The sequence below is a fragment of the Rhizobium leguminosarum genome, assembly GCF_019798305.1.
Lineage (GTDB): Bacteria > Pseudomonadota > Alphaproteobacteria > Rhizobiales > Rhizobiaceae > Rhizobium > Rhizobium leguminosarum_U.
In genome coordinates, this window is the sequence record NZ_JAAXDD010000009.1 from 168001 (window position 1) to 185224 (window position 17224).

The following is a 17224-nucleotide window of genomic DNA, read 5'->3' on the forward strand; positions in this document are numbered from 1 at the left end:
TCTTCCGAAACGGCATCGCCCCGTCTATCAAAGAATGCGCGGCTTTTCAGGATCGGATTTTGCCAACCCACAGGACAATTGCTGGCATCATCCGAGAAGCTGATCCATCGCCGCGATCGCGCATCTCTTCGCCAAACTACGCCCTCAATCCGAATCCCTGCATCAGCCGCCGCGTGGCGAAGTCCTGCTGACCCGAGGTAAAAACCGCGAAGTCGAAATTGTCGGGGTGCACGGCATCGGCGATCAGCGGCACCAGCGTGCGGGCGCGGCGGGCGATCGCTTCGGCGGGGTCAAGCCAGTCGACCGGCCAGGGCGCGAGCCGCCGGAAAAGGTTCGCCATGAAGGGATAATGCGTGCAGGCGAGCACGACGATATCGGTCTTTCGGCCGTCCTTCTCGACGAAACATTGGTCGATCTCGGTCAGCACCGCCTCATCGGAAACGGTATCACCGCGAATATAGGCCTCCGCCATGCGCGCAAGGTTCTCCGAGCCGACGAGCCGGACATGGCATTGCTGGGCGAAGGACTGGATGAGATCGCGGGTATAGGCGCGCTTCACCGTGCCCGGCGTCGCGAGCACCGAGACGAGGCCGGAACGCGTGCGCTCCGCCGCCGGCTTGATCGCCGGCACGGTGCCGACAAAGGTCATCTGGGGAAAGGCGGCGCGCAGGTCAGCGCCGACAAGCGTGAAGGCAGTGTTGCAGGCGATGATGCAGACCTCAGCGTCGTAATCCTCAAGTAACCGGCCGAAGAGCCCGATGATGCGCTCCTTCAGAGCTTGTTCCTCCCAGGCCCCATAGGGAAAGCCGGCATCGTCGGCGACATAGATGAAACCGCGTTCCGGCATCAGCACGCGCGCCTCGCGCAACACGGTCAGCCCGCCAATGCCGGAATCGAAGACGAGGACGGGTTTCAGCTCATGCGTCGGCGCTGTCATCTGGTGGTGTTTCCTTGGCCGCTGTCGGGAACCGGCCGCCGCGCGGGCTCTTGCGCGAGAAGCGGTCGAGGGAGGAGATGACGCCGCGCAGCACGCTGATTTCCTGCTCCGTGAAGGCCCGGCGGGATAGAACAGCGCGCAGATTGTCGATCATTTTCGGCTTTTTCCCGGCAGGATGGAAATAACCGCGCGCATCGAGTGCCTCTTCCAACTGGTCGAACAGGCCGAACAGCTGTTCCTTGGTCGAAGGTGTCTGCCCCATCGCTTGGAAGGGCACGGCACCGAGATCCTCCATGCCGGACTTCATCCATTCATAGGACATCAGCAGCACCGCCTGGGCGATGTTCAGCGAGGCAAAGGCCGGATTGACGGGAAAGGTGACGATCTCGTCGGCAAGCGCCACCTCCTCGTTAGTCAGCCCCCAGCGCTCACGCCCGAAGAGGATGCCGGTGCCCTCACCGGCGCGAAATCTCGCCCGCAGCGTTTCGGCGGCAATGACCGGCGAGCGCACCGGTTTGTAACCGTCGCGCTCGCGCGCCGTCGTCGCATAGACGAAATTGAGGTCGGCGACCGCCTGTTCCAGCGTATCGTAGACCTTGGTCGCCTCGATGACGTGATCGGCCTTGGAGGCGGTCGCCAGGGCTTTCTCGTTCGGCCAGCCGTCGCGCGGATTGACGAGGCGCAGTTCTGCAAGGCCGAAATTCGCCATGGCACGCGCCACCATGCCGATATTCTCGCCCATCTGCGGCTCGACCAGAATGATGGCCGGCCCTTCGGCCAGAAGTTGACGCTCGCTATTCGTGCCTGCCATGACCTTATCCCTGTTTCGAGCGCGCAATAACCTCGCCCGGTGCAAACGGCAAGACATCAGCCTGCGGATAGAGCCTTTCCAGCGCCGAACCGATCATTTCGAGCCCCAGCCTGGTGCCCTCGCGCGACAGTGGCAGGTGCCGGCCTGTTGTCCGCGATGCCTTGCGCTCGATGAAGAAAGAGGTCGAGCCTTGAGCGGCCGCATCCTTCATCAGCGCCAGATCCGCCGCGATCAGCCTCTTCAGCCCGTCGGCCTCGGCCGGCGCTGTGAAACTCTTCGCCAGGATGCGCGCCCAGTAAGTGCAGGAGAGGAAGATCGCCAGCGTCTGGCGGATCTGTCCCGGACGCGTTACCACCGACCAGGACGAGCCGAGCGGCTTGGCGGCCACCGTCACATCGCGGTAGCAGGCATCGATCTTCTGCGACAGGGCGATCAGCTCGAAACCGCTCTTGCCCTCACCGATCGCGTTCAGCAGGTCCTCCAGCGCCTGGAACCAGCGGGCAAGTGCAGCATCGAGCGCACCCCGCGTGCGGGCCGGAAAGACCAGGAAGGCGACCGCCGTTCCGGCCACCGCGCCGATCACCGTCTCGCCGATGCGCAGCTGCAGCAGGTCGAGCGTCAGCACGCCAGTCATGCCGTAGACCAGGCAGAGCACGATCGAAATGAAGAAGGTCATCGTCGCATAGGAAACCTGCAGGAAATAGAAGGCGAGGAAAATGCAAACGGCGGCAACCGGAATGGCGATCGCCAGCTGCCCCGAAATCAGCGTCGCCAGCAGGAGGCCGATGGCGATCCCGAACACCGTGCCCAGCGAGCGCGACAGCGCCTTCATCGCCGTGTCGCCGCGCGAATTGGTATTGGTGAAGACGAGGAAGGCGGCCAGCACCGCCCAGAACCAACGCTCGCGCGACAAAAGCAGGCCGAAGCCCATGGCGATCGCCGAAGCGAGCGTGATCTGCAGCGCCGAGCGCAGCAGCGGATTGGCAAAGGAAAAGTCGATCTTTTCAGGCCGCACACTGTCCTGAACGGCATCGATGCCGGCAAAGCCGGAGGCCTGCCCCGCGCCGATCGCCTGCGTTAGCTGCTGTCGCGCCTCGCCGAGCCAGAGAAGCGCCCGCACGGTTTCGCCTTGCGGCTCGTCCCTGATGGCTTCCGCCATGGCGCTATAGGGTGCAAGTTCGGCTGCATCCGCCTCGATCACCGCATGGACGAGTGCGAAGGGCGGCGGGCTCTGGAAGCTCAGCACGATCGCGCTCTCAGCAGCAAGATGCGCATCGAAGAGCCGGATCGCCAGCTCTGCGGCGGGATCGGCGGTGGCATCGAAAACCCCGCCGACCGGGCGTGGAATGAAGGTTTCGGCCATCAGCACCACTTCCTTCAGCCGGTCTTCCAGCTGACGCAGCTCCTGCCTGTCGGCTTCGCCGATCTCGGCGCCACCGGCAAGGGCGGCGAGCTTGAAGAGGATCTGGTTGATCCGGCCGCGCACGCTTTCGAGCGAACGCAGCAGGTCGCGCCGCCAATCGTCCGGCAGGAGCACAGCTCTCACCAGATGCCCGAAGAGCACCGAAACGACGGGCCCGATCGCCACATCAGGCAGCTCGGCAAGAGAAGGCCGGAAATAAGACCCCATGAAATAGGAGGTGAAGGCGAACATGCCGATCGCAAAACCGCGCGGCCCGAACACGCGGCCCGCCGATGCGAGCGCGATCACCACCAGGAAGATCAGATCGGAGAGAAACCGTCGATCCTCGAGGCCCGCCGCGATGGCGACAACACCCAGGCTTGCGACGCAACCGAAGAGCCGCGTCACCAGCTGTCGCGTATTGCCCTTGTCGCGAACCGCCACCCCGCCCTCGATCGACAGCACGATGCCAAGACCAAAGGCCGCCGTCGGCAGTGGCTGGATGAACATCTGGATGGCAAGGAGGACCAAGAAGGAGAAAACGATCGTCAGCGTCACCCGCGAAGCCATGCGCAGGCGCGAAAGCGCCGGATCGTTGGCAAGCAGCCAGTCGCGGAACTGAAAACCGGAAAACAAATGCAAGCCCCTCATGCCGCCCAGGGATCAACAGATACCGCCGCAAGAGCGGAAATCAAACCGCCCGAGATCGAATCTCGATGCTCGCGAATGTCGCGCGCCTATTGGCCCTTGGCAATCAGCGCCATTGTCGTCTTCAGGGAATCGCGCGCCTGCGTTTCGATATTCTCGGTGACGATATCGTCGATGACGGGTTTGCCGCCTTCTTCGACCACGAGGAAATGAACGGTCGTATAATCTTTGGCGTCAGGAGCGTCCGAGCAGGCGGATTTTCGGAAGCGCACCGTCACCTCGACCATCCCGTTGACCGGCGGTGCCGCGACCATCGTCAGATCCTCCAACGGGCAGGCATCCTGGCCATTGACTATGACGTCGTAGTCGAAGGGCGAAATGCCGTCGTCGTCGATGGCGGGAAACTGCGCCGCCGCCTGGTATTTCGCGACGAAATCGCGGCTGTAGAGATGGTCGAGCCGGCTCGCATCGAAGATGTCGGTCCAGTCGCTGTTATTGTCGGCCCAGTTGCTCTTGGTCGCCTCCATAATCTCCTTCACGGGAGCAATGATGTCGGCGGCATGGCCGATGCCGGAAAAGGCGATAAGGCTTGCGATAACAACGGCGATTGTCTTCATGGTCGAATGTCCGGGGCGGCAGTTGAGGCGGACACTAGCTAAATTCCGGCACTTGGCAATGGCGCCAAAAACGCATTGTCGAACCCCTTGCAGCTTTGCGTTCACTGATCACAATGCTATAGCGCTCCTCATCACATCACCCACCCGGGACGCCGGTCCCATTCAAGCTCGAACGAGGCAGATACATGAACAAGATCAAGGTCGCCAATCCCGTCGCCGATCTCGACGGCGATGAAATGACGCGCATCATCTGGCAGCTCATCAAGGATAAGCTGATCCATCCGTATCTTGACCTCGATATCGACTATTTCGACCTCTCGGTCGAAAACCGCGACGCCACCAACGACCAGGTCACCGTCGACGCCGCCAACGCCATCAAGAAATATGGCGTCGGCATCAAGTGCGCGACGATCACGCCGGATGAGGCCCGCGTCAAGGAATTCAACCTCAAGGAAATGTGGAAGAGCCCGAACGGCACGATCCGCAACATCCTCGGCGGCGTCATCTTCCGCGAGCCGATCATCTGCAAGAACGTGCCGCGCCTGGTTCCCGGCTGGACCAAGCCGATCGTCGTCGGCCGCCACGCCTTCGGCGACCAGTACCGCGCCACCGATTTCAAGTTCCCCGGCAAAGGCAAGCTGACGATCAAGTTCGTCGGCGAAGACGGCACCGTCATCGAGAAGGAAGTCTTCAACGCACCGGGCGCCGGCGTTGCCATGGCCATGTACAACCTCGACGAATCGATCCGGGAATTCGCCCGCGCTTCGATGATGTACGGCCTGATGCGCAAATGGCCGGTCTATCTGTCGACCAAGAACACCATCCTCAAGGCCTATGACGGCCGCTTCAAGGACATCTTCGAGGAAGTCTACGAGAGCGAATTCAAGGATCAGTTCAAGGAAGCCGGCATCACTTACGAACACCGCCTGATCGACGACATGGTCGCCTCGGCGCTCAAGTGGTCGGGCGGTTACGTCTGGGCCTGCAAGAACTATGACGGCGACGTCCAGTCCGACACCGTCGCTCAAGGCTTCGGCTCGCTCGGCCTGATGACCTCGGTTCTGCTGACGCCCGACGGCAAGACGGTCGAAGCCGAAGCCGCTCACGGCACGGTCACCCGCCACTACCGCCAGCACCAGAAGGGCCAGGAAACCTCGACGAACTCGATCGCCTCGATCTTCGCCTGGACCCGTGGCCTGGCGCACCGCGCCAAGCTCGACGACAATGCCGAGCTTGCCCGCTTCGCCGCGACGCTCGAAAAGGTTTGCGTCGACACCGTCGAATCCGGTTTCATGACCAAGGACCTGGCGCTGCTGATCGGCCCCGACCAGCCGTGGCTCTCGACCACTGCCTTCCTCGACAAGATCGACCAGAACCTGCAGAAGGCCATGGCGTAAGCCGGCCTTTCCGAGATAACATCGAAGCGGCGGGGATTTCCCCGCCGTTTTCATTTTGGGAGAATGAACCGATGACGGCCATCCTGCGACCGCTCGAATCCTCGGACCGCGCCGCTTGGGAACCCTTGTGGGAGGCCTATCAGCGCTTCTACGAAGTGGTCATCCCGCCCGAAACCACCGATCTCACCTGGGCTCGCTTCCACGATCCTGACGAACCGATGCATGCGCTGGGCGCCTTCGCCGAAGACGGCCATCTTGTCGGCATCGTGCATGCCATCTTTCACCGCTCCTGCTGGCTGCCGCAATGGACCTGCTATCTGCAGGATCTCTATGTCGACAACAGCCAGCGCGGGCTCGGCACCGGTGCCGCATTGATCGAGGCCGTCGCCGATCTTGCCCGCGCCAACGGTGCAGGCAGGCTCTATTGGATGACCCACGAAACCAATGCAACGGCGCGGCGGCTCTACGACAGGATCGCCGAGCGCTCGGGTTTCATCCAGTACCGCAAGGCGCTTTAAAGGCCTGGGGTTGCACAAAGGCCCCGCCGCACTATTGATTCCGCGGAACGGCAAGGCCGCAGAATAACGGGAACACGAGGAGGATCGCATGACTGAAGAACTGGTATTCTATACGAACCCCATGTCGCGCGGCCGCATCGCGCGCTGGATGCTGGAGGAGATCGGCCAACCCTATCGCACCGAACTCCTGACCTTCGGCGAAACCATGAAGGCGCCGGAATATCTCGCGGTCAATCCGATGGGCAAGGTGCCGGCAATCCGCCACGGCGATACCATCGTCACCGAATGCGCGGCGATCTGCGCCTATCTCGCCGAGACCTTCCCCGAAAAGGCCCTGGCGCCGAGGCCGGAGGAGCGCGCCCGCTATTACCGCTGGATGTTCTTTGCCGCCGGCCCGCTCGAATCGGCGGTGACGATGAAGGCGCTCGGCTTCGAAATTCCGAAGGAGCGGCTGCGCATGGCCGGCTGCGGCGCTTTCGGCGACGTCATGAACACGCTTGAGAAAGCCGTCTCTGCTTCGACCTACGTCGCCGGCGAGCGCTTCACCGCCGCCGACGTCTATGTCGGCTCCCATATCGGCTGGGGCCTCGGCTTCGGCGGCATCGAAAGTCGCCAGGCCTTCGTCGACTATGTCGGCCGTATCAGCGAGCGCGAGGCCTACAAGCGGGCCAACGCCCTTGACGACGAAGCCATCAAGACCATCCAGGCCGCTTGAGAGCACGGGAGCGCGGCAGATCCGCCGCGTCCCAATCGACGGCCTCAGACGAGCGGCATGTGAATGTCCGTCAGAAGCTCGGTCGGCGGCACCTCGCGCGGATTGTTGAGATACTCCTCGAACATGACCCTGTCCTTCAGCTGCCGACCGGATTTCGGCAGCCATTCTGCAAAGAGCCACTGATAAGACTTTGGCATATTGGCATAGGGACCCTTGTGGCGCAGCACCGCATAATCGCCGCCGTCGATCGTGTGCCGCTCAAACGGCGCATCGGCCGTCACGTCGGCAGCGCCGGTGACGCAGGCGATCGAGCGCAGCTTTTCCTCCGGCACGATATCGGGATCGTCGAGATAGATGCCGATCATCCGCATCTCGGGCTTGGCGAGGCCGCGGGCGTAAAGCGTGCCGAACAGCGTCTCGAAGGCTTTGTCGATATGCATGTAGGAACCGGTATGAGGCACACCGATCAGCTCGATCGGTCCGATCTCGCGTACGGTAACGTCTAACATGACTTTGGTCTTTCCGTCGGGTGAGGGTTCAAAGGCTGTGTGGCTTCCCTCTTTCCGATAGCGCGCCGGCGGCATGCCGTAGACCGCCTTGAAGATACGATTGAAAGATTGGAGATTGGGATAGCCTGATCGCTTCGCAATTTCGCTGACGGCAAGCTCCGTGCGGACGATCTCGCCCGCCGCGTGATGCAGCCTGAGCCGCTTGACGGTGGCCGCCAGCGTCTCGCCGTAGATCGCCCGGTAGATCCTGTGCCAGTGATAGCTCGACATGCAGGCGATCTCGGCAAGCCGCTCCATATCCAGCTCCTCGTCGAGGTGGTCGTGAATATAGGCCGAAACCCGTCTCAGACGGTTTTCATAAAGTGCCCATGCCGTGTCGCCATTCATCTCAGAACCTCGTGCAAATCGATCGGCTTGAGAGAACCATAACCCGATTTGACAAATCCTGCGGAGTTGCTGGCTCCGGAGCGCCAATGCCCAAGAGAGCCTCATCCCGAGGTGCCCCGCAGGGGCCTCGAAGGACGAGGCTGGTGCTCCGGCATCTCCCCAACCTCCTTCATTCCTGTGACGAGCACAGGAATGAGGGAGGTTAGGGTGACGTAACCGGCAGCTCAGCCGGCAAGTGCCACGGCAACCGCCTCGATCGCCTCATCGGCCTTCGAGCCGTCGGGGCCGCCGGCCTGTGCCATGTCGGGGCGGCCGCCGCCACCCTTGCCGCCGAGGGCGGCCGAGGCGATGCGGACGAGATCGACGGCGCTGTAGCGCTGCACCAGGTCCGGCGTCACCGCCACGACAGCACTTGCCTTGCCGTCATCGGAAACGCCGATCAGCGTGACGACGCCGGAACCGATGCTGGTCTTGCCGTCATCGGCGAGCCCCTTCAAATCCTTGGGATCGACGCCCGATATCGCCTTGCCGAGGAACTTGACGCCGGCAACCTCGCGCACGGCATCGGCCGAGCCGCCCTGCCCGCCGCCCATGGCGAGCTTGCGCTTGGCGTCAGCCAGTTCCTTTTCGAGCTTGCGGCGCTCGTCCATCAGCGCTTCGACGCGCGACAGCACTTCGGCCGGTTGCACCTTCAGCGACGTGGCGAGCGCCTTCACGCGTTCGTCCTGTTCGGCCAGATATTCGCGCGCCGATTCGCCGGTGACGGCCTCGATGCGGCGAACGCCGGCGCCGACGGCACTTTCGCCCAGAACGCGGATCAGGCCGATCTGGCCGGTGGCCCCAACATGCGTGCCGCCACAGAGTTCGATCGAATAGGGCTTGCCGGCTTTGACGCCGCGCACGCCCTCGCCCATCGCAACGACGCGGACCTCGTCGCCGTATTTCTCGCCGAACAGCGCCATCGCGCCTTCGGCGATCGCATCGTCGACGCTCATCAGCCTCGTGGTAACCAGCGAATTCTGCAGCACGATCTCGTTTGCCATGTCCTCGACGATCTTCAGCTCGTCGGCCGACATCGGCTTCGGATGCGAAACGTCGAAACGCAGGCGCTCGGGCGCGACCAGCGACCCCTTCTGCGCCACATGGGTGCCGAGCACTTCGCGCAGTGCCTCATGCAGCAGATGCGTTGCCGAGTGGTTGGCGCGCAGCCGCGAACGGCGGGCATGATCGACCGTCAGCACGACCGCATCGCCGTCCCTGACCACGCCGTCGATGACGGTACCCTGATGCACGAACAGGCCTTCGCCCCTCTTCTGCGTATCTGAAATCTCGATCTTGCCGTGGTCGGACGAGATCACGCCGGTATCACCCATCTGGCCGCCGGATTCGCCGTAGAACGGCGTCTGGTTGACGACGATCTGCACCTTGTCGCCGGCCTTGGCCTCGGTCGAAACCGCGCCTTCTTTGACGATCGCCTGCACGACGCCTTCAGCCGTTTCAGTGTCGTAGCCCAGGAATTCGGTTGCACCGTGTTTTTCCCTAAGCTCGAACCAGACGGTTTCCGTCGCCTTCTCGCCGGAACCCGCCCAGTGCGAGCGGGCTTCGGCCTTCTGGCGCTGCATCGCATCGGTGAAGCCGGAGATGTCAACGCCGATCTCACGGGCACGCAGTGCATCCTGCGTCAGATCGAGCGGGAAGCCGTAGGTGTCGTAGAGCTTGAATGCGGTCTCACCATCCAGCATATCGCCCTTGGAAAGATCCGTCGTCGCGTCCGACAGAAGCGACAGGCCGCGTTCCAGCGTCTTGCGGAAGCGGTTTTCCTCCAGCTTCAGCGTTTCCGAGATCAGCGCCTCGGCGCGCACCAGTTCCGGATAGGCGCGGCCCATCTGCTGCACCAGCGTCGGCAGCAGCTTGTAGACCAGCGGTTCCTTGGCGCCGAGCAGTTGTGCATGGCGCATGGCGCGGCGCATGATGCGGCGCAGCACATAACCGCGCCCCTCATTCGACGGAAGCACGCCGTCGGCGATCAGGAAGGCCGATGAGCGCAGGTGGTCGGCGATGACGCGGTGGCTGGCGCTGCCTTCCGCCTTGACGCCCATCGTGTCCTCGATGGTGCCGATCAACGTGCGGAAGAGATCGGTGTCGAACACGCTCTGAACGCCCTGCAGAACGGCGGCCATGCGCTCCAGCCCCATGCCGGTATCGATCGACGGGCGGGGCAGCGGGTTGCGAACGCCGGGTTCGGTCTGCTCGAACTGCATGAAGACGAGGTTCCAGAACTCCAGGAACCGGTCGCCATCTTCCTCCGGTGAGCCCGGAGGGCCGCCCCAAACATTCTCACCCTGGTCGATGAAGATTTCCGAGCACGGGCCGCAGGGGCCGGTATCGCCCATCTGCCAGAAATTGTCAGAGGTCGGGATGCGGATGATCTTGTCGTCGGAAAAGCCGGCGATCTTCTTCCACAGCGTCGCAGCTTCTTCGTCCTCGGAATAGACGGTCACCAGCAGGCGGTTCTTCGGAAGGTCGAAGCCTTCGGTGACGAGCTTCCAGGCAAGCTCGATCGCATTCTCCTTGAAATAGTCGCCGAAGGAGAAGTTGCCGAGCATCTCGAAGAACGTCAAATGGCGTGCAGTATAGCCGACATTGTCGAGGTCGTTGTGCTTGCCGCCGGCTCGGACGCATTTCTGCGAAGACGTCGCCGTCGAATAGGGACGCTTTTCGAGGCCGGTGAAGACGTTCTTGAACTGCACCATGCCGGCATTGGTGAACATCAGCGTCGGGTCGTTGCGCGGCACGAGCGGGCTCGACGGAACGATCTCGTGACCGTTCTTCTTGAAATAGTCGAGGAAGGTCGACCGGATATCGTTCACGCCGCTCATGCTATGCCCTTCAATGCTGCCGGAGGCAGGTAAATTAAATTCATCGGCTTTTAACGTTCGCCCCCGCCACTGTCCAGCAGACAAACAAAACCGGCCGCATTCTCATCAGGGAATGCGGCCGGTTGGAACTGTCCGATGAGTTTAAGCGTGAAAATCACATTTCCGCAGCGGAGTCGCCATCATCGGGGTCCGGTCCGCCATTCTGTAGGAAGCGGTCGGCGATCAAGCCGGCATTCTGACGCAGCGACAGTTCGATCTCGCGGGCGAGATCCGGATTGTCGCGCAGGAAGGTCTTGGCGTTTTCGCGGCCCTGGCCGAGGCGCTGGCTGTTATAGGAGAACCAGGCGCCCGACTTTTCGACGATGCCGGCCTTGACGCCGAGATCGACCAGTTCGCCGGTCTTGGAAACACCCTCGCCATACATGATGTCGAACTCGACCTGCTTGAAGGGCGGCGCCATCTTGTTCTTGACGACCTTGACGCGGGTCTGGTTGCCGATCACCTCTTCGCGCTCCTTGACCGCGCCGATGCGGCGGATGTCGAGGCGCACGGAGGCGTAGAACTTCAGCGCATTGCCGCCCGTCGTCGTTTCTGGCGAGCCGAACATGACGCCGATCTTCATGCGGATCTGGTTGATGAAGATCACCATGGTGTTCGACTTCGAGATCGAAGCGGTGAGCTTGCGCAGCGCCTGGCTCATCAGTCGTGCCTGCAGGCCGGGAAGGCTGTCGCCCATCTCGCCTTCGATTTCGGCACGCGGCGTCAGTGCCGCGACCGAGTCGACGACGAGAACGTCGACCGCACCGGAGCGCACCAGCGTATCGGTGATTTCGAGCGCCTGCTCGCCGGTATCGGGCTGCGAGATCAGAAGGTTCTGCAGGTCGACGCCAAGCTTGCGGGCATAGACGGGATCGAGCGCATGTTCGGCATCGACGAAGGCGCAAATGCCGCCCTTCTTCTGCGCTTCGGCAATCGTCTGCAATGCAAGCGTCGTCTTACCGGAGCTTTCCGGCCCATAGATCTCGATGATGCGGCCCCTCGGCAGGCCACCAACGCCGAGTGCAATATCGAGACCAAGTGAGCCGGTCGAGATCGTCTCGATCTCGACAACATTCTCGTTGGAGCCGAGTTTCATGATCGAGCCCTTGCCGAACGACCGCTCTATCTGTGAGAGTGCCGCTTCAAGCGCCTTGCTTTTGTCCACCGATTTGTCCTCTACCAGCCGCAATGAATTCTGAGACATCCGATCCACCTTTAGGTTATTGAAGCCGCTCTAGCAATGTCGAGTTTGTACCCTATTTGTTCCATTCTCGCAATAGGCGATCAAATAGTTGAAAGAAAAAGGTAAAACGGCACGTGTTCTGTATTTGTTTTATCGATGAAAAGCAACAGCTTAGGCCAGAAATGCCGACTCAACCGCCGCTAGGCGCAACGTATCGATTCGTCCTTCGGGCATCGGGAGAGCGGATCGGATGAAGAAAAAGATTCTTGTTCTCGGCGGCGCCCATCTCGACCGGCGCGGCCGCATCTCCGGCGAGACGGCGCCTGGCGCCAGCAATCCCGGCACATGGTTCGAGGAGCCGGGCGGCGGTGGTTTCAATGCGGCGCGCAACCTGGCAAGGCTCGGCTTTCAGGTAACAATGATCTCGCCGCGCGGCGGCGATCCGATGGGCGAGACGGTCGGAGAAGCTGCCGATTTCGCCGGCATCGACGACCGGCCCTTCGTCTTCCTCGACCGCAAGACGCCGAGCTACACGGCGATCATCGAGAAGGACGGCAATCTGGTGATCGCCCTTGCCGACATGGATCTTTACCGCTTCTTCGTGCCGCGGCGTCTCTCCATCCGCTGGGTGCGGGAGGCCTTCGCCACCCATGATTTCATCCTCTTCGACGCCAACCTGCCGGAAGAGACGATCGCGGCGATCGTCGCAAAGGCACGTTCGCTAGCCAAGCCCGTTGCGGCAATCGCCATCTCGCCTGCCAAGGTCGTCAGGCTGAAACCCTGCATCGGCGATATCGACTACCTGTTCCTGAATGAGGCTGAAGCCGCCGCCCTTGCCGGCGAGCGGCCGGAAGACGCCGCCGACTGGCCGCCGTTGCTGCATGAGATCGGCATCAGGAACGCCGTCGTCACGCGCGGCCGGCGCGAGCTGATCGCGCTTTGCGAGGGCCGCGCCGTAACGCTGCAGCCGCCGATCGCCGACACCGTCGCCGATGTCACCGGTGCCGGCGATTCACTCGCGGCCGGCACGCTCGCCGCCTTGATATCGGGCCTGCCGCTCGAAGAAGCCGTTCGCCACGGCACCGCGGCCGCCACGCTGACCGTCCAGTCGCAGCATGCCGTCAACGAAAATCTGACGCCCGATCTGCTGAATGAGGCGCTTGCCCTTGTTCCCAAGGTCAGAATTCTGCATTGAAGCGGCCAATTAAATAGTTGAGCATGATGTCGTCCGAAAACCGCTCGCACTTCGGCATCATGCTCTGTCGATCACAGGACAAGACCATGACCAAGCCCATCTCCCCTCTTCTGCCGATTGCCTACTCAAAGGAAGTCGCCAGCGCCAAGCAGCGCGGCGCGCCGCTGGTGGCGCTGGAATCGACGATCATCACCCACGGCATGCCCTATCCCGGCAATATCGAGATGGCCCGCAGCGTCGAGGCGATCATCCGCGAACAGGGGGCAGTGCCGGCAACGATCGCCGTCATTCACGGCACGCTGCATGTTGGCCTTGAAGCTGCGGAACTGGAACAACTCGCCAAGGCGACCGAAGTGATGAAGGTGTCGCGCGCCGATCTCGCCTTCGCCATCGCCGAGCGGCGCACCGGCGCCACCACAGTTGCGGCGACGATGATCGCGGCGGCGCGCGCCGGCATCCGCGTCTTTGCCACAGGCGGCATCGGCGGCGTGCATCGCGGCGCCGAGGAAAGCTTCGATATATCAGCAGATCTCGAGGAACTCGCTCGCACCGGCGTCATCGTCGTCTGTGCCGGCGCCAAGGCGATCCTCGACATTCCGAAGACGCTGGAAGTGCTGGAAACCCGCGGCGTGCCTGTCGTCACCTATGAGAGCGAGGAATTCCCCGCCTTCTGGTCGCGCTCCTCGGGCATTCGCAGCCCGCTGTCGCTGAACAGCCCGGCCGCCATCGCCAATTTCCAGACGGTGCGCGAACAACTCGGCGTCGACGGCGGCATGCTCGTCGCCAACCCCGTGCCCGAGGCCGACGAGATTCCGAGCGAAGAGATGGAAATCTATATCGACCGAGCGCTCGACAGCGCCGAGCGCGACGAAATCACCGGCAAGGCGGTCACACCCTATCTTCTGTCGACCATCTTCGACCTGACGGATGGCCGAAGCCTCAAGACCAATATCGCGCTCGTCGAAAACAATGCGCGGCTTGCGGCTGAGATTGCGGTGGCGCTGGGTGAATGAGAGGTGATAGGGCTGGGGCCAGCAGGGCCTTCAAAACGGTCGTGCCGTGCAAGCCCCCGCTGCCCTCCCGGGCATCTCCCCCACAGGTGGGGAGATGACAAGCGGCGAAATCTTCCCGTCACATCAACGTTTCGCCGAGCCGCAATGAATATTTGGTTGGGGAAGCCGACGCGCCCAGCCGATCTCCCTCCTTGTGGGGGAGATGCCCGGCAGGGCAGAGGGGGTGCGTGTGGCACGGCACAAATCTTCCTCGCCGACAAACCTCCCCTCACCCGTCCAAGGTCTCCTTGACGACGACGGCGAGTTGCTTCAGCGAGAAAGGCTTCGGCAGGAAGCCGAATTTCGCCTCCGGCGGCAGATTGCGGGCAAAGGCATCTTCGGCATAACCCGAGACGAAGATGAATTTCATATCTGGGTAGGTCTTGCGCAGTTCGCGAAGCAGCGTCGGGCCGTCCATTTCGGGCATGACGACGTCGGATACGACGATGTCGACCTTGCCGTCGAGTTCTTCCAAGATGGCCAGCGCCTCGACGCCCGAGCCTGCCTCGTGCACGGTGTAGCCGCGCGTTTCCAGCATGCGCTTGCCGCCGCGGCGCACCGCCTCCTCGTCCTCGACGAGAAGAATGACGGCCGATCCTGTCAGGTCCTCCGGCTGCTGCGGTGATACCGGCAGCGGCACCACTTCGGCCCCGGCGATGGCGCCGTCGATCGAACCCGCTTCGGCGGCAACCGCCGGCTCCGGAATGTGGCGCGGCAGGAAGACGCGGAAGGTGGTGCCCTTGCCGACTTCGGATTCCGGCTGGATATAGCCCCCCGACTGTTTGACGATGCCGTAGACCATGGCGAGGCCAAGTCCTGTTCCCTTGCCGACATCCTTGGTGGTGAAGAAGGGCTCGAAGATCTTGTCCATGATTTCAGGCGCGATACCGGTGCCGTTATCGGCGACTTCGACAAGCACCATGTCCTCGGCCGGCATGTAGGAATAGTTGAAGGCCGAGACCTCGGCGGCGGTCAGATTGCGAGTGCGCAATGTCAGCTTGCCGCCTTCGGGCATTGCATCGCGCGCATTGACGCAGAGATTGATCAGCACTTGCTCGAACTGCGAAAGGTCTGTTTTGACAGGCCAGAGGTCGCGGCCATATTGCACGTCGAGCTTGACGTTGGTGCCGGAAAGCAGCCGGTCGACCAGCATGCGCAGGTCGCCGACGACATCGGTGAGGTTCAGCACCGAGGGCCGCATCGTCTGCTTACGCGAGAAGGCGAGCAGCTGGCGCACCAGCACGGCGGCGCGGTTGGCGTTGCGCTTGATCTCTATCAGGTCGGCAAAGCTGGCATCGGCCGGCCGCGCCTGCAATAGCAGATGGTCGGCGGAAAGCAGGATCGCCGTCAGCACGTTGTTGAAATCATGCGCGATGCCGCCGGCCAGCGTTCCCACGGCATTCATCTTCTGCGTCTGCGCCATCTGCGCTTCCAGCGCCTTCTGCTCGGTCACCTCAACGGCATAGACGATCGCCGCCTCCTCGGGCGCCTCGTCGCTCTGGTCGATGACGGCATTGACATAGAAGCGGAAATAGCGCGCCTCGTCGGTCGGCGTGCGGGTGTCGAGGGGCGCGATGTCGCCCTGCCGGTCCTTGGCAGCCGCCAGCGCCGCGGCCAGCTGTGGCCGGTCGCTTTCCTGCACGATGGTTTCAAGATGCGGCGCCTTTTCGAGATCGTCGCGCGAAACCACGCCGGAGAACATTTTCAGGAACGGCGCATTGGTCCGCAAGATGCACCCGTTGCCGTCGACCGAGGCGATCGCCATCGGCGTATTGTTGAAGAAGCGCGTGAAGCGCATGGCGGCGGCCGAAGCGGACTGGCCGCCGGCATCGCTCTTTTCACGCGCCAATACGATCGTCCGGCTTTCGCCGGGTGCGCCGTCGCGCATCGAGGTGACGCTATGGATGATCTGCACCGGCAGGCTCTGGCCGTTGCTCTTGCGCAGGTCGAGATCGAGCGTCACGGTCTTCTTCAGACCCGGTTCGGCCTGCACCGACTGGATCAGCGCCAGTCCCTCGCCCGCCACGACATCGCCGATCGTCATCGAGCCCGGCACGAACTTGGTGAGGTCAAGGCCCAGCCATTCGGCAAGCGTCGCATTCAGGTAAAAGATCTCGCCCTTCCTGCCGGCGGAAAAGAAGCCGGCCGGCGCATGGTCGAGATAGTCGATCGCGTTCTGCAATTCCTTGAAGAAGCGCTCCTGGTCGTCGCGCTCAGTGGTGATGTCGGTGATCTGCCAGATCTGCAGCGGCTTGCCGCCGTTCTCCTCCGGCTGCAGCAGCCGCGCCTTCAGCCGGTACCAATGCGCGCCGGAGCTGTTGCTGCCAGGCCCGACGGCGCGCAGCAAGCGAAATTCCTCCCGGCCTTCCTTGCCCTCGCGGAGCCCGTTGACCAGTCTGTAGAGCGCCTCGTTGGATTCGCGGTGGCGCGACAGCAGCGTTTCCAGCGTCTGCACCTCGGTCGCCTTGCGCGCGCCGGTCAGCGCGCCATAGGCGGCATTGGCATAGATGATCCGGCCCTTTTCATCGGTGATCAGCGTACCGTCGGGATGGCTGTTGAGGAAGGCGCGCGCCAGGCTGTCGGACTGGCGCTGCGGCATCACCTCGATGAAGCCGATGACCGAGGATACCAGGAAGAAGATGCCGACCATGGCGAGCACGCCGAGACCGCCAAGCACGACCTCGTTGTCGAGCGATTTCTTGAAGAAGACGAATGCGCCGGCCGCCGCGATCAGCACGAGCGCCAGCAGAAGAATGCGCAACACCGTGCCAGAACGCCCCCCACGATCCACAAGCGGTGCGTTATAGTCGTCGGCCTGACGCGGTTTCGTCATATATTCCTCACATAAGCCCTCCTGCTTCGTAGCACGAACACGAAGCAGGAATCAGGCACTCTCTACCTTCTTAGCAATTTGCCGCGTCGGCAAAAACACCGC

Annotated in this window: 13 protein-coding genes; 5 read left to right on the forward strand and 8 right to left on the reverse strand. The window is 62.5% G+C overall.

Annotated features, from left to right (window positions below):
- Positions 1-136: 136 nt before the first annotated feature.
- From murI to HFO99_RS17905, 4 genes are all read right to left on the reverse strand, one after another.
- A complete protein-coding gene (murI, locus tag HFO99_RS17890; RefSeq protein ID WP_222251478.1) occupies positions 137-937 on the reverse strand; it encodes a glutamate racemase in 801 nt (266 codons plus the stop codon).
- Entirely contained in the window at positions 918-1748 is an 831-nt protein-coding gene (locus HFO99_RS17895; protein WP_221956427.1) for an RNA methyltransferase, read from the reverse strand. Before HFO99_RS17895 ends, murI begins: the two co-directional genes overlap by 20 nt.
- Positions 1749-1752: 4 nt before the next feature.
- On the reverse strand, positions 1753-3792 hold the full coding sequence (locus tag HFO99_RS17900; protein ID WP_222335166.1) for an FUSC family protein: 2040 nt from the start codon (positions 3790-3792) through the stop codon (positions 1753-1755).
- A gap of 95 nt (positions 3793-3887) precedes the next feature.
- A complete protein-coding gene (locus HFO99_RS17905) occupies positions 3888-4415 on the reverse strand; it encodes a hypothetical protein (RefSeq protein WP_222362583.1) in 528 nt (175 codons plus the stop codon).
- Positions 4416-4600: 185 nt separating this feature from the next.
- Between HFO99_RS17905 and HFO99_RS17910 the strand changes: the two genes are divergently transcribed.
- From HFO99_RS17910 to HFO99_RS17920, 3 genes are all read left to right on the forward strand, one after another.
- Positions 4601-5812 carry an NADP-dependent isocitrate dehydrogenase gene (locus HFO99_RS17910; RefSeq protein WP_064246881.1) on the forward strand — a complete coding sequence of 404 codons (1212 nt, stop codon included), beginning with the start codon at positions 4601-4603 and terminating at the stop codon, positions 5810-5812.
- Between the two features lie 71 nt (positions 5813-5883).
- On the forward strand, positions 5884-6330 hold the full coding sequence (locus tag HFO99_RS17915; RefSeq protein ID WP_222308743.1) for a GNAT family N-acetyltransferase: 447 nt from the start codon (positions 5884-5886) through the stop codon (positions 6328-6330).
- A gap of 88 nt (positions 6331-6418) precedes the next feature.
- Complete coding sequence (locus HFO99_RS17920) at positions 6419-7045, forward strand: glutathione S-transferase family protein (protein WP_222335006.1); 627 nt, start codon at positions 6419-6421, stop codon at positions 7043-7045.
- Positions 7046-7089: 44 nt separating this feature from the next.
- Here HFO99_RS17920 and HFO99_RS17925 read toward each other — a convergent pair whose 3' ends face one another.
- The 3 genes from HFO99_RS17925 to recA all read right to left on the reverse strand — a co-directional run bounded on the left by HFO99_RS17925 (position 7090) and on the right by recA (position 12063).
- Positions 7090-7941, reverse strand: coding sequence for a GyrI-like domain-containing protein (locus HFO99_RS17925; protein WP_222362584.1), 852 nt, complete (start codon positions 7939-7941; stop codon positions 7090-7092).
- A gap of 224 nt (positions 7942-8165) precedes the next feature.
- Positions 8166-10820, reverse strand: coding sequence for an alanine--tRNA ligase (gene alaS / locus HFO99_RS17930; RefSeq protein WP_222362586.1), 2655 nt, complete (start codon positions 10818-10820; stop codon positions 8166-8168).
- Positions 10821-10974: 154 nt separating this feature from the next.
- On the reverse strand, positions 10975-12063 hold the full coding sequence (gene recA / locus HFO99_RS17935; protein WP_003568997.1) for a recombinase RecA: 1089 nt from the start codon (positions 12061-12063) through the stop codon (positions 10975-10977).
- Positions 12064-12292: 229 nt separating this feature from the next.
- Here recA and HFO99_RS17940 point away from each other — a divergent pair, with 229 nt between their 5' ends.
- Together HFO99_RS17940 and HFO99_RS17945 are read left to right on the forward strand one after the other, a co-directional pair.
- Entirely contained in the window at positions 12293-13237 is a 945-nt protein-coding gene (locus HFO99_RS17940; protein WP_222251484.1) for a carbohydrate kinase family protein, read from the forward strand.
- An 86-nt stretch (positions 13238-13323) separates the two neighbouring features.
- Positions 13324-14250 carry a pseudouridine-5'-phosphate glycosidase gene (locus HFO99_RS17945; protein WP_222335002.1) on the forward strand — a complete coding sequence of 309 codons (927 nt, stop codon included), beginning with the start codon at positions 13324-13326 and terminating at the stop codon, positions 14248-14250.
- Positions 14251-14518: 268 nt separating this feature from the next.
- On the opposite strand, the gene cckA is transcribed toward HFO99_RS17945, so the two are convergent.
- The gene (gene cckA / locus HFO99_RS17950) at positions 14519-17122 is read right to left on the reverse strand and encodes a cell cycle histidine kinase CckA (protein WP_222362588.1); all 2604 of its coding nucleotides are present in this window, start codon (positions 17120-17122) and stop codon (positions 14519-14521) included.
- Positions 17123-17224 lie beyond the last annotated feature (102 nt).

Bases quoted from the DNA above. Each gene is read 5' to 3' on its own strand.
- HFO99_RS17915 (WP_222308743.1), top strand. From the start codon at position 5,884: ATGACGGCCATCCTGCGACCGCTCGAATCCTCGGACCGCGCCGCTTGG.
- HFO99_RS17925 (WP_222362584.1), bottom strand. From the start codon at position 7,941: ATGAATGGCGACACGGCATGGGCACTTTATGAAAACCGTCTGAGACGG.
- alaS (WP_222362586.1), bottom strand. From the start codon at position 10,820: ATGAGCGGCGTGAACGATATCCGGTCGACCTTCCTCGACTATTTCAAG.
- HFO99_RS17945 (WP_222335002.1), top strand. From the start codon at position 13,324: ATGACCAAGCCCATCTCCCCTCTTCTGCCGATTGCCTACTCAAAGGAA.
- HFO99_RS17905 (WP_222362583.1), bottom strand. From the start codon at position 4,415: ATGAAGACAATCGCCGTTGTTATCGCAAGCCTTATCGCCTTTTCCGGC.
- HFO99_RS17920 (WP_222335006.1), top strand. From the start codon at position 6,419: ATGACTGAAGAACTGGTATTCTATACGAACCCCATGTCGCGCGGCCGC.
- HFO99_RS17940 (WP_222251484.1), top strand. From the start codon at position 12,293: ATGAAGAAAAAGATTCTTGTTCTCGGCGGCGCCCATCTCGACCGGCGC.
- murI (WP_222251478.1), bottom strand. From the start codon at position 937: ATGACAGCGCCGACGCATGAGCTGAAACCCGTCCTCGTCTTCGATTCC.
- HFO99_RS17910 (WP_064246881.1), top strand. From the start codon at position 4,601: ATGAACAAGATCAAGGTCGCCAATCCCGTCGCCGATCTCGACGGCGAT.
- cckA (WP_222362588.1), bottom strand. From the start codon at position 17,122: ATGACGAAACCGCGTCAGGCCGACGACTATAACGCACCGCTTGTGGAT.
- recA (WP_003568997.1), bottom strand. From the start codon at position 12,063: ATGTCTCAGAATTCATTGCGGCTGGTAGAGGACAAATCGGTGGACAAA.
- HFO99_RS17895 (WP_221956427.1), bottom strand. From the start codon at position 1,748: ATGGCAGGCACGAATAGCGAGCGTCAACTTCTGGCCGAAGGGCCGGCC.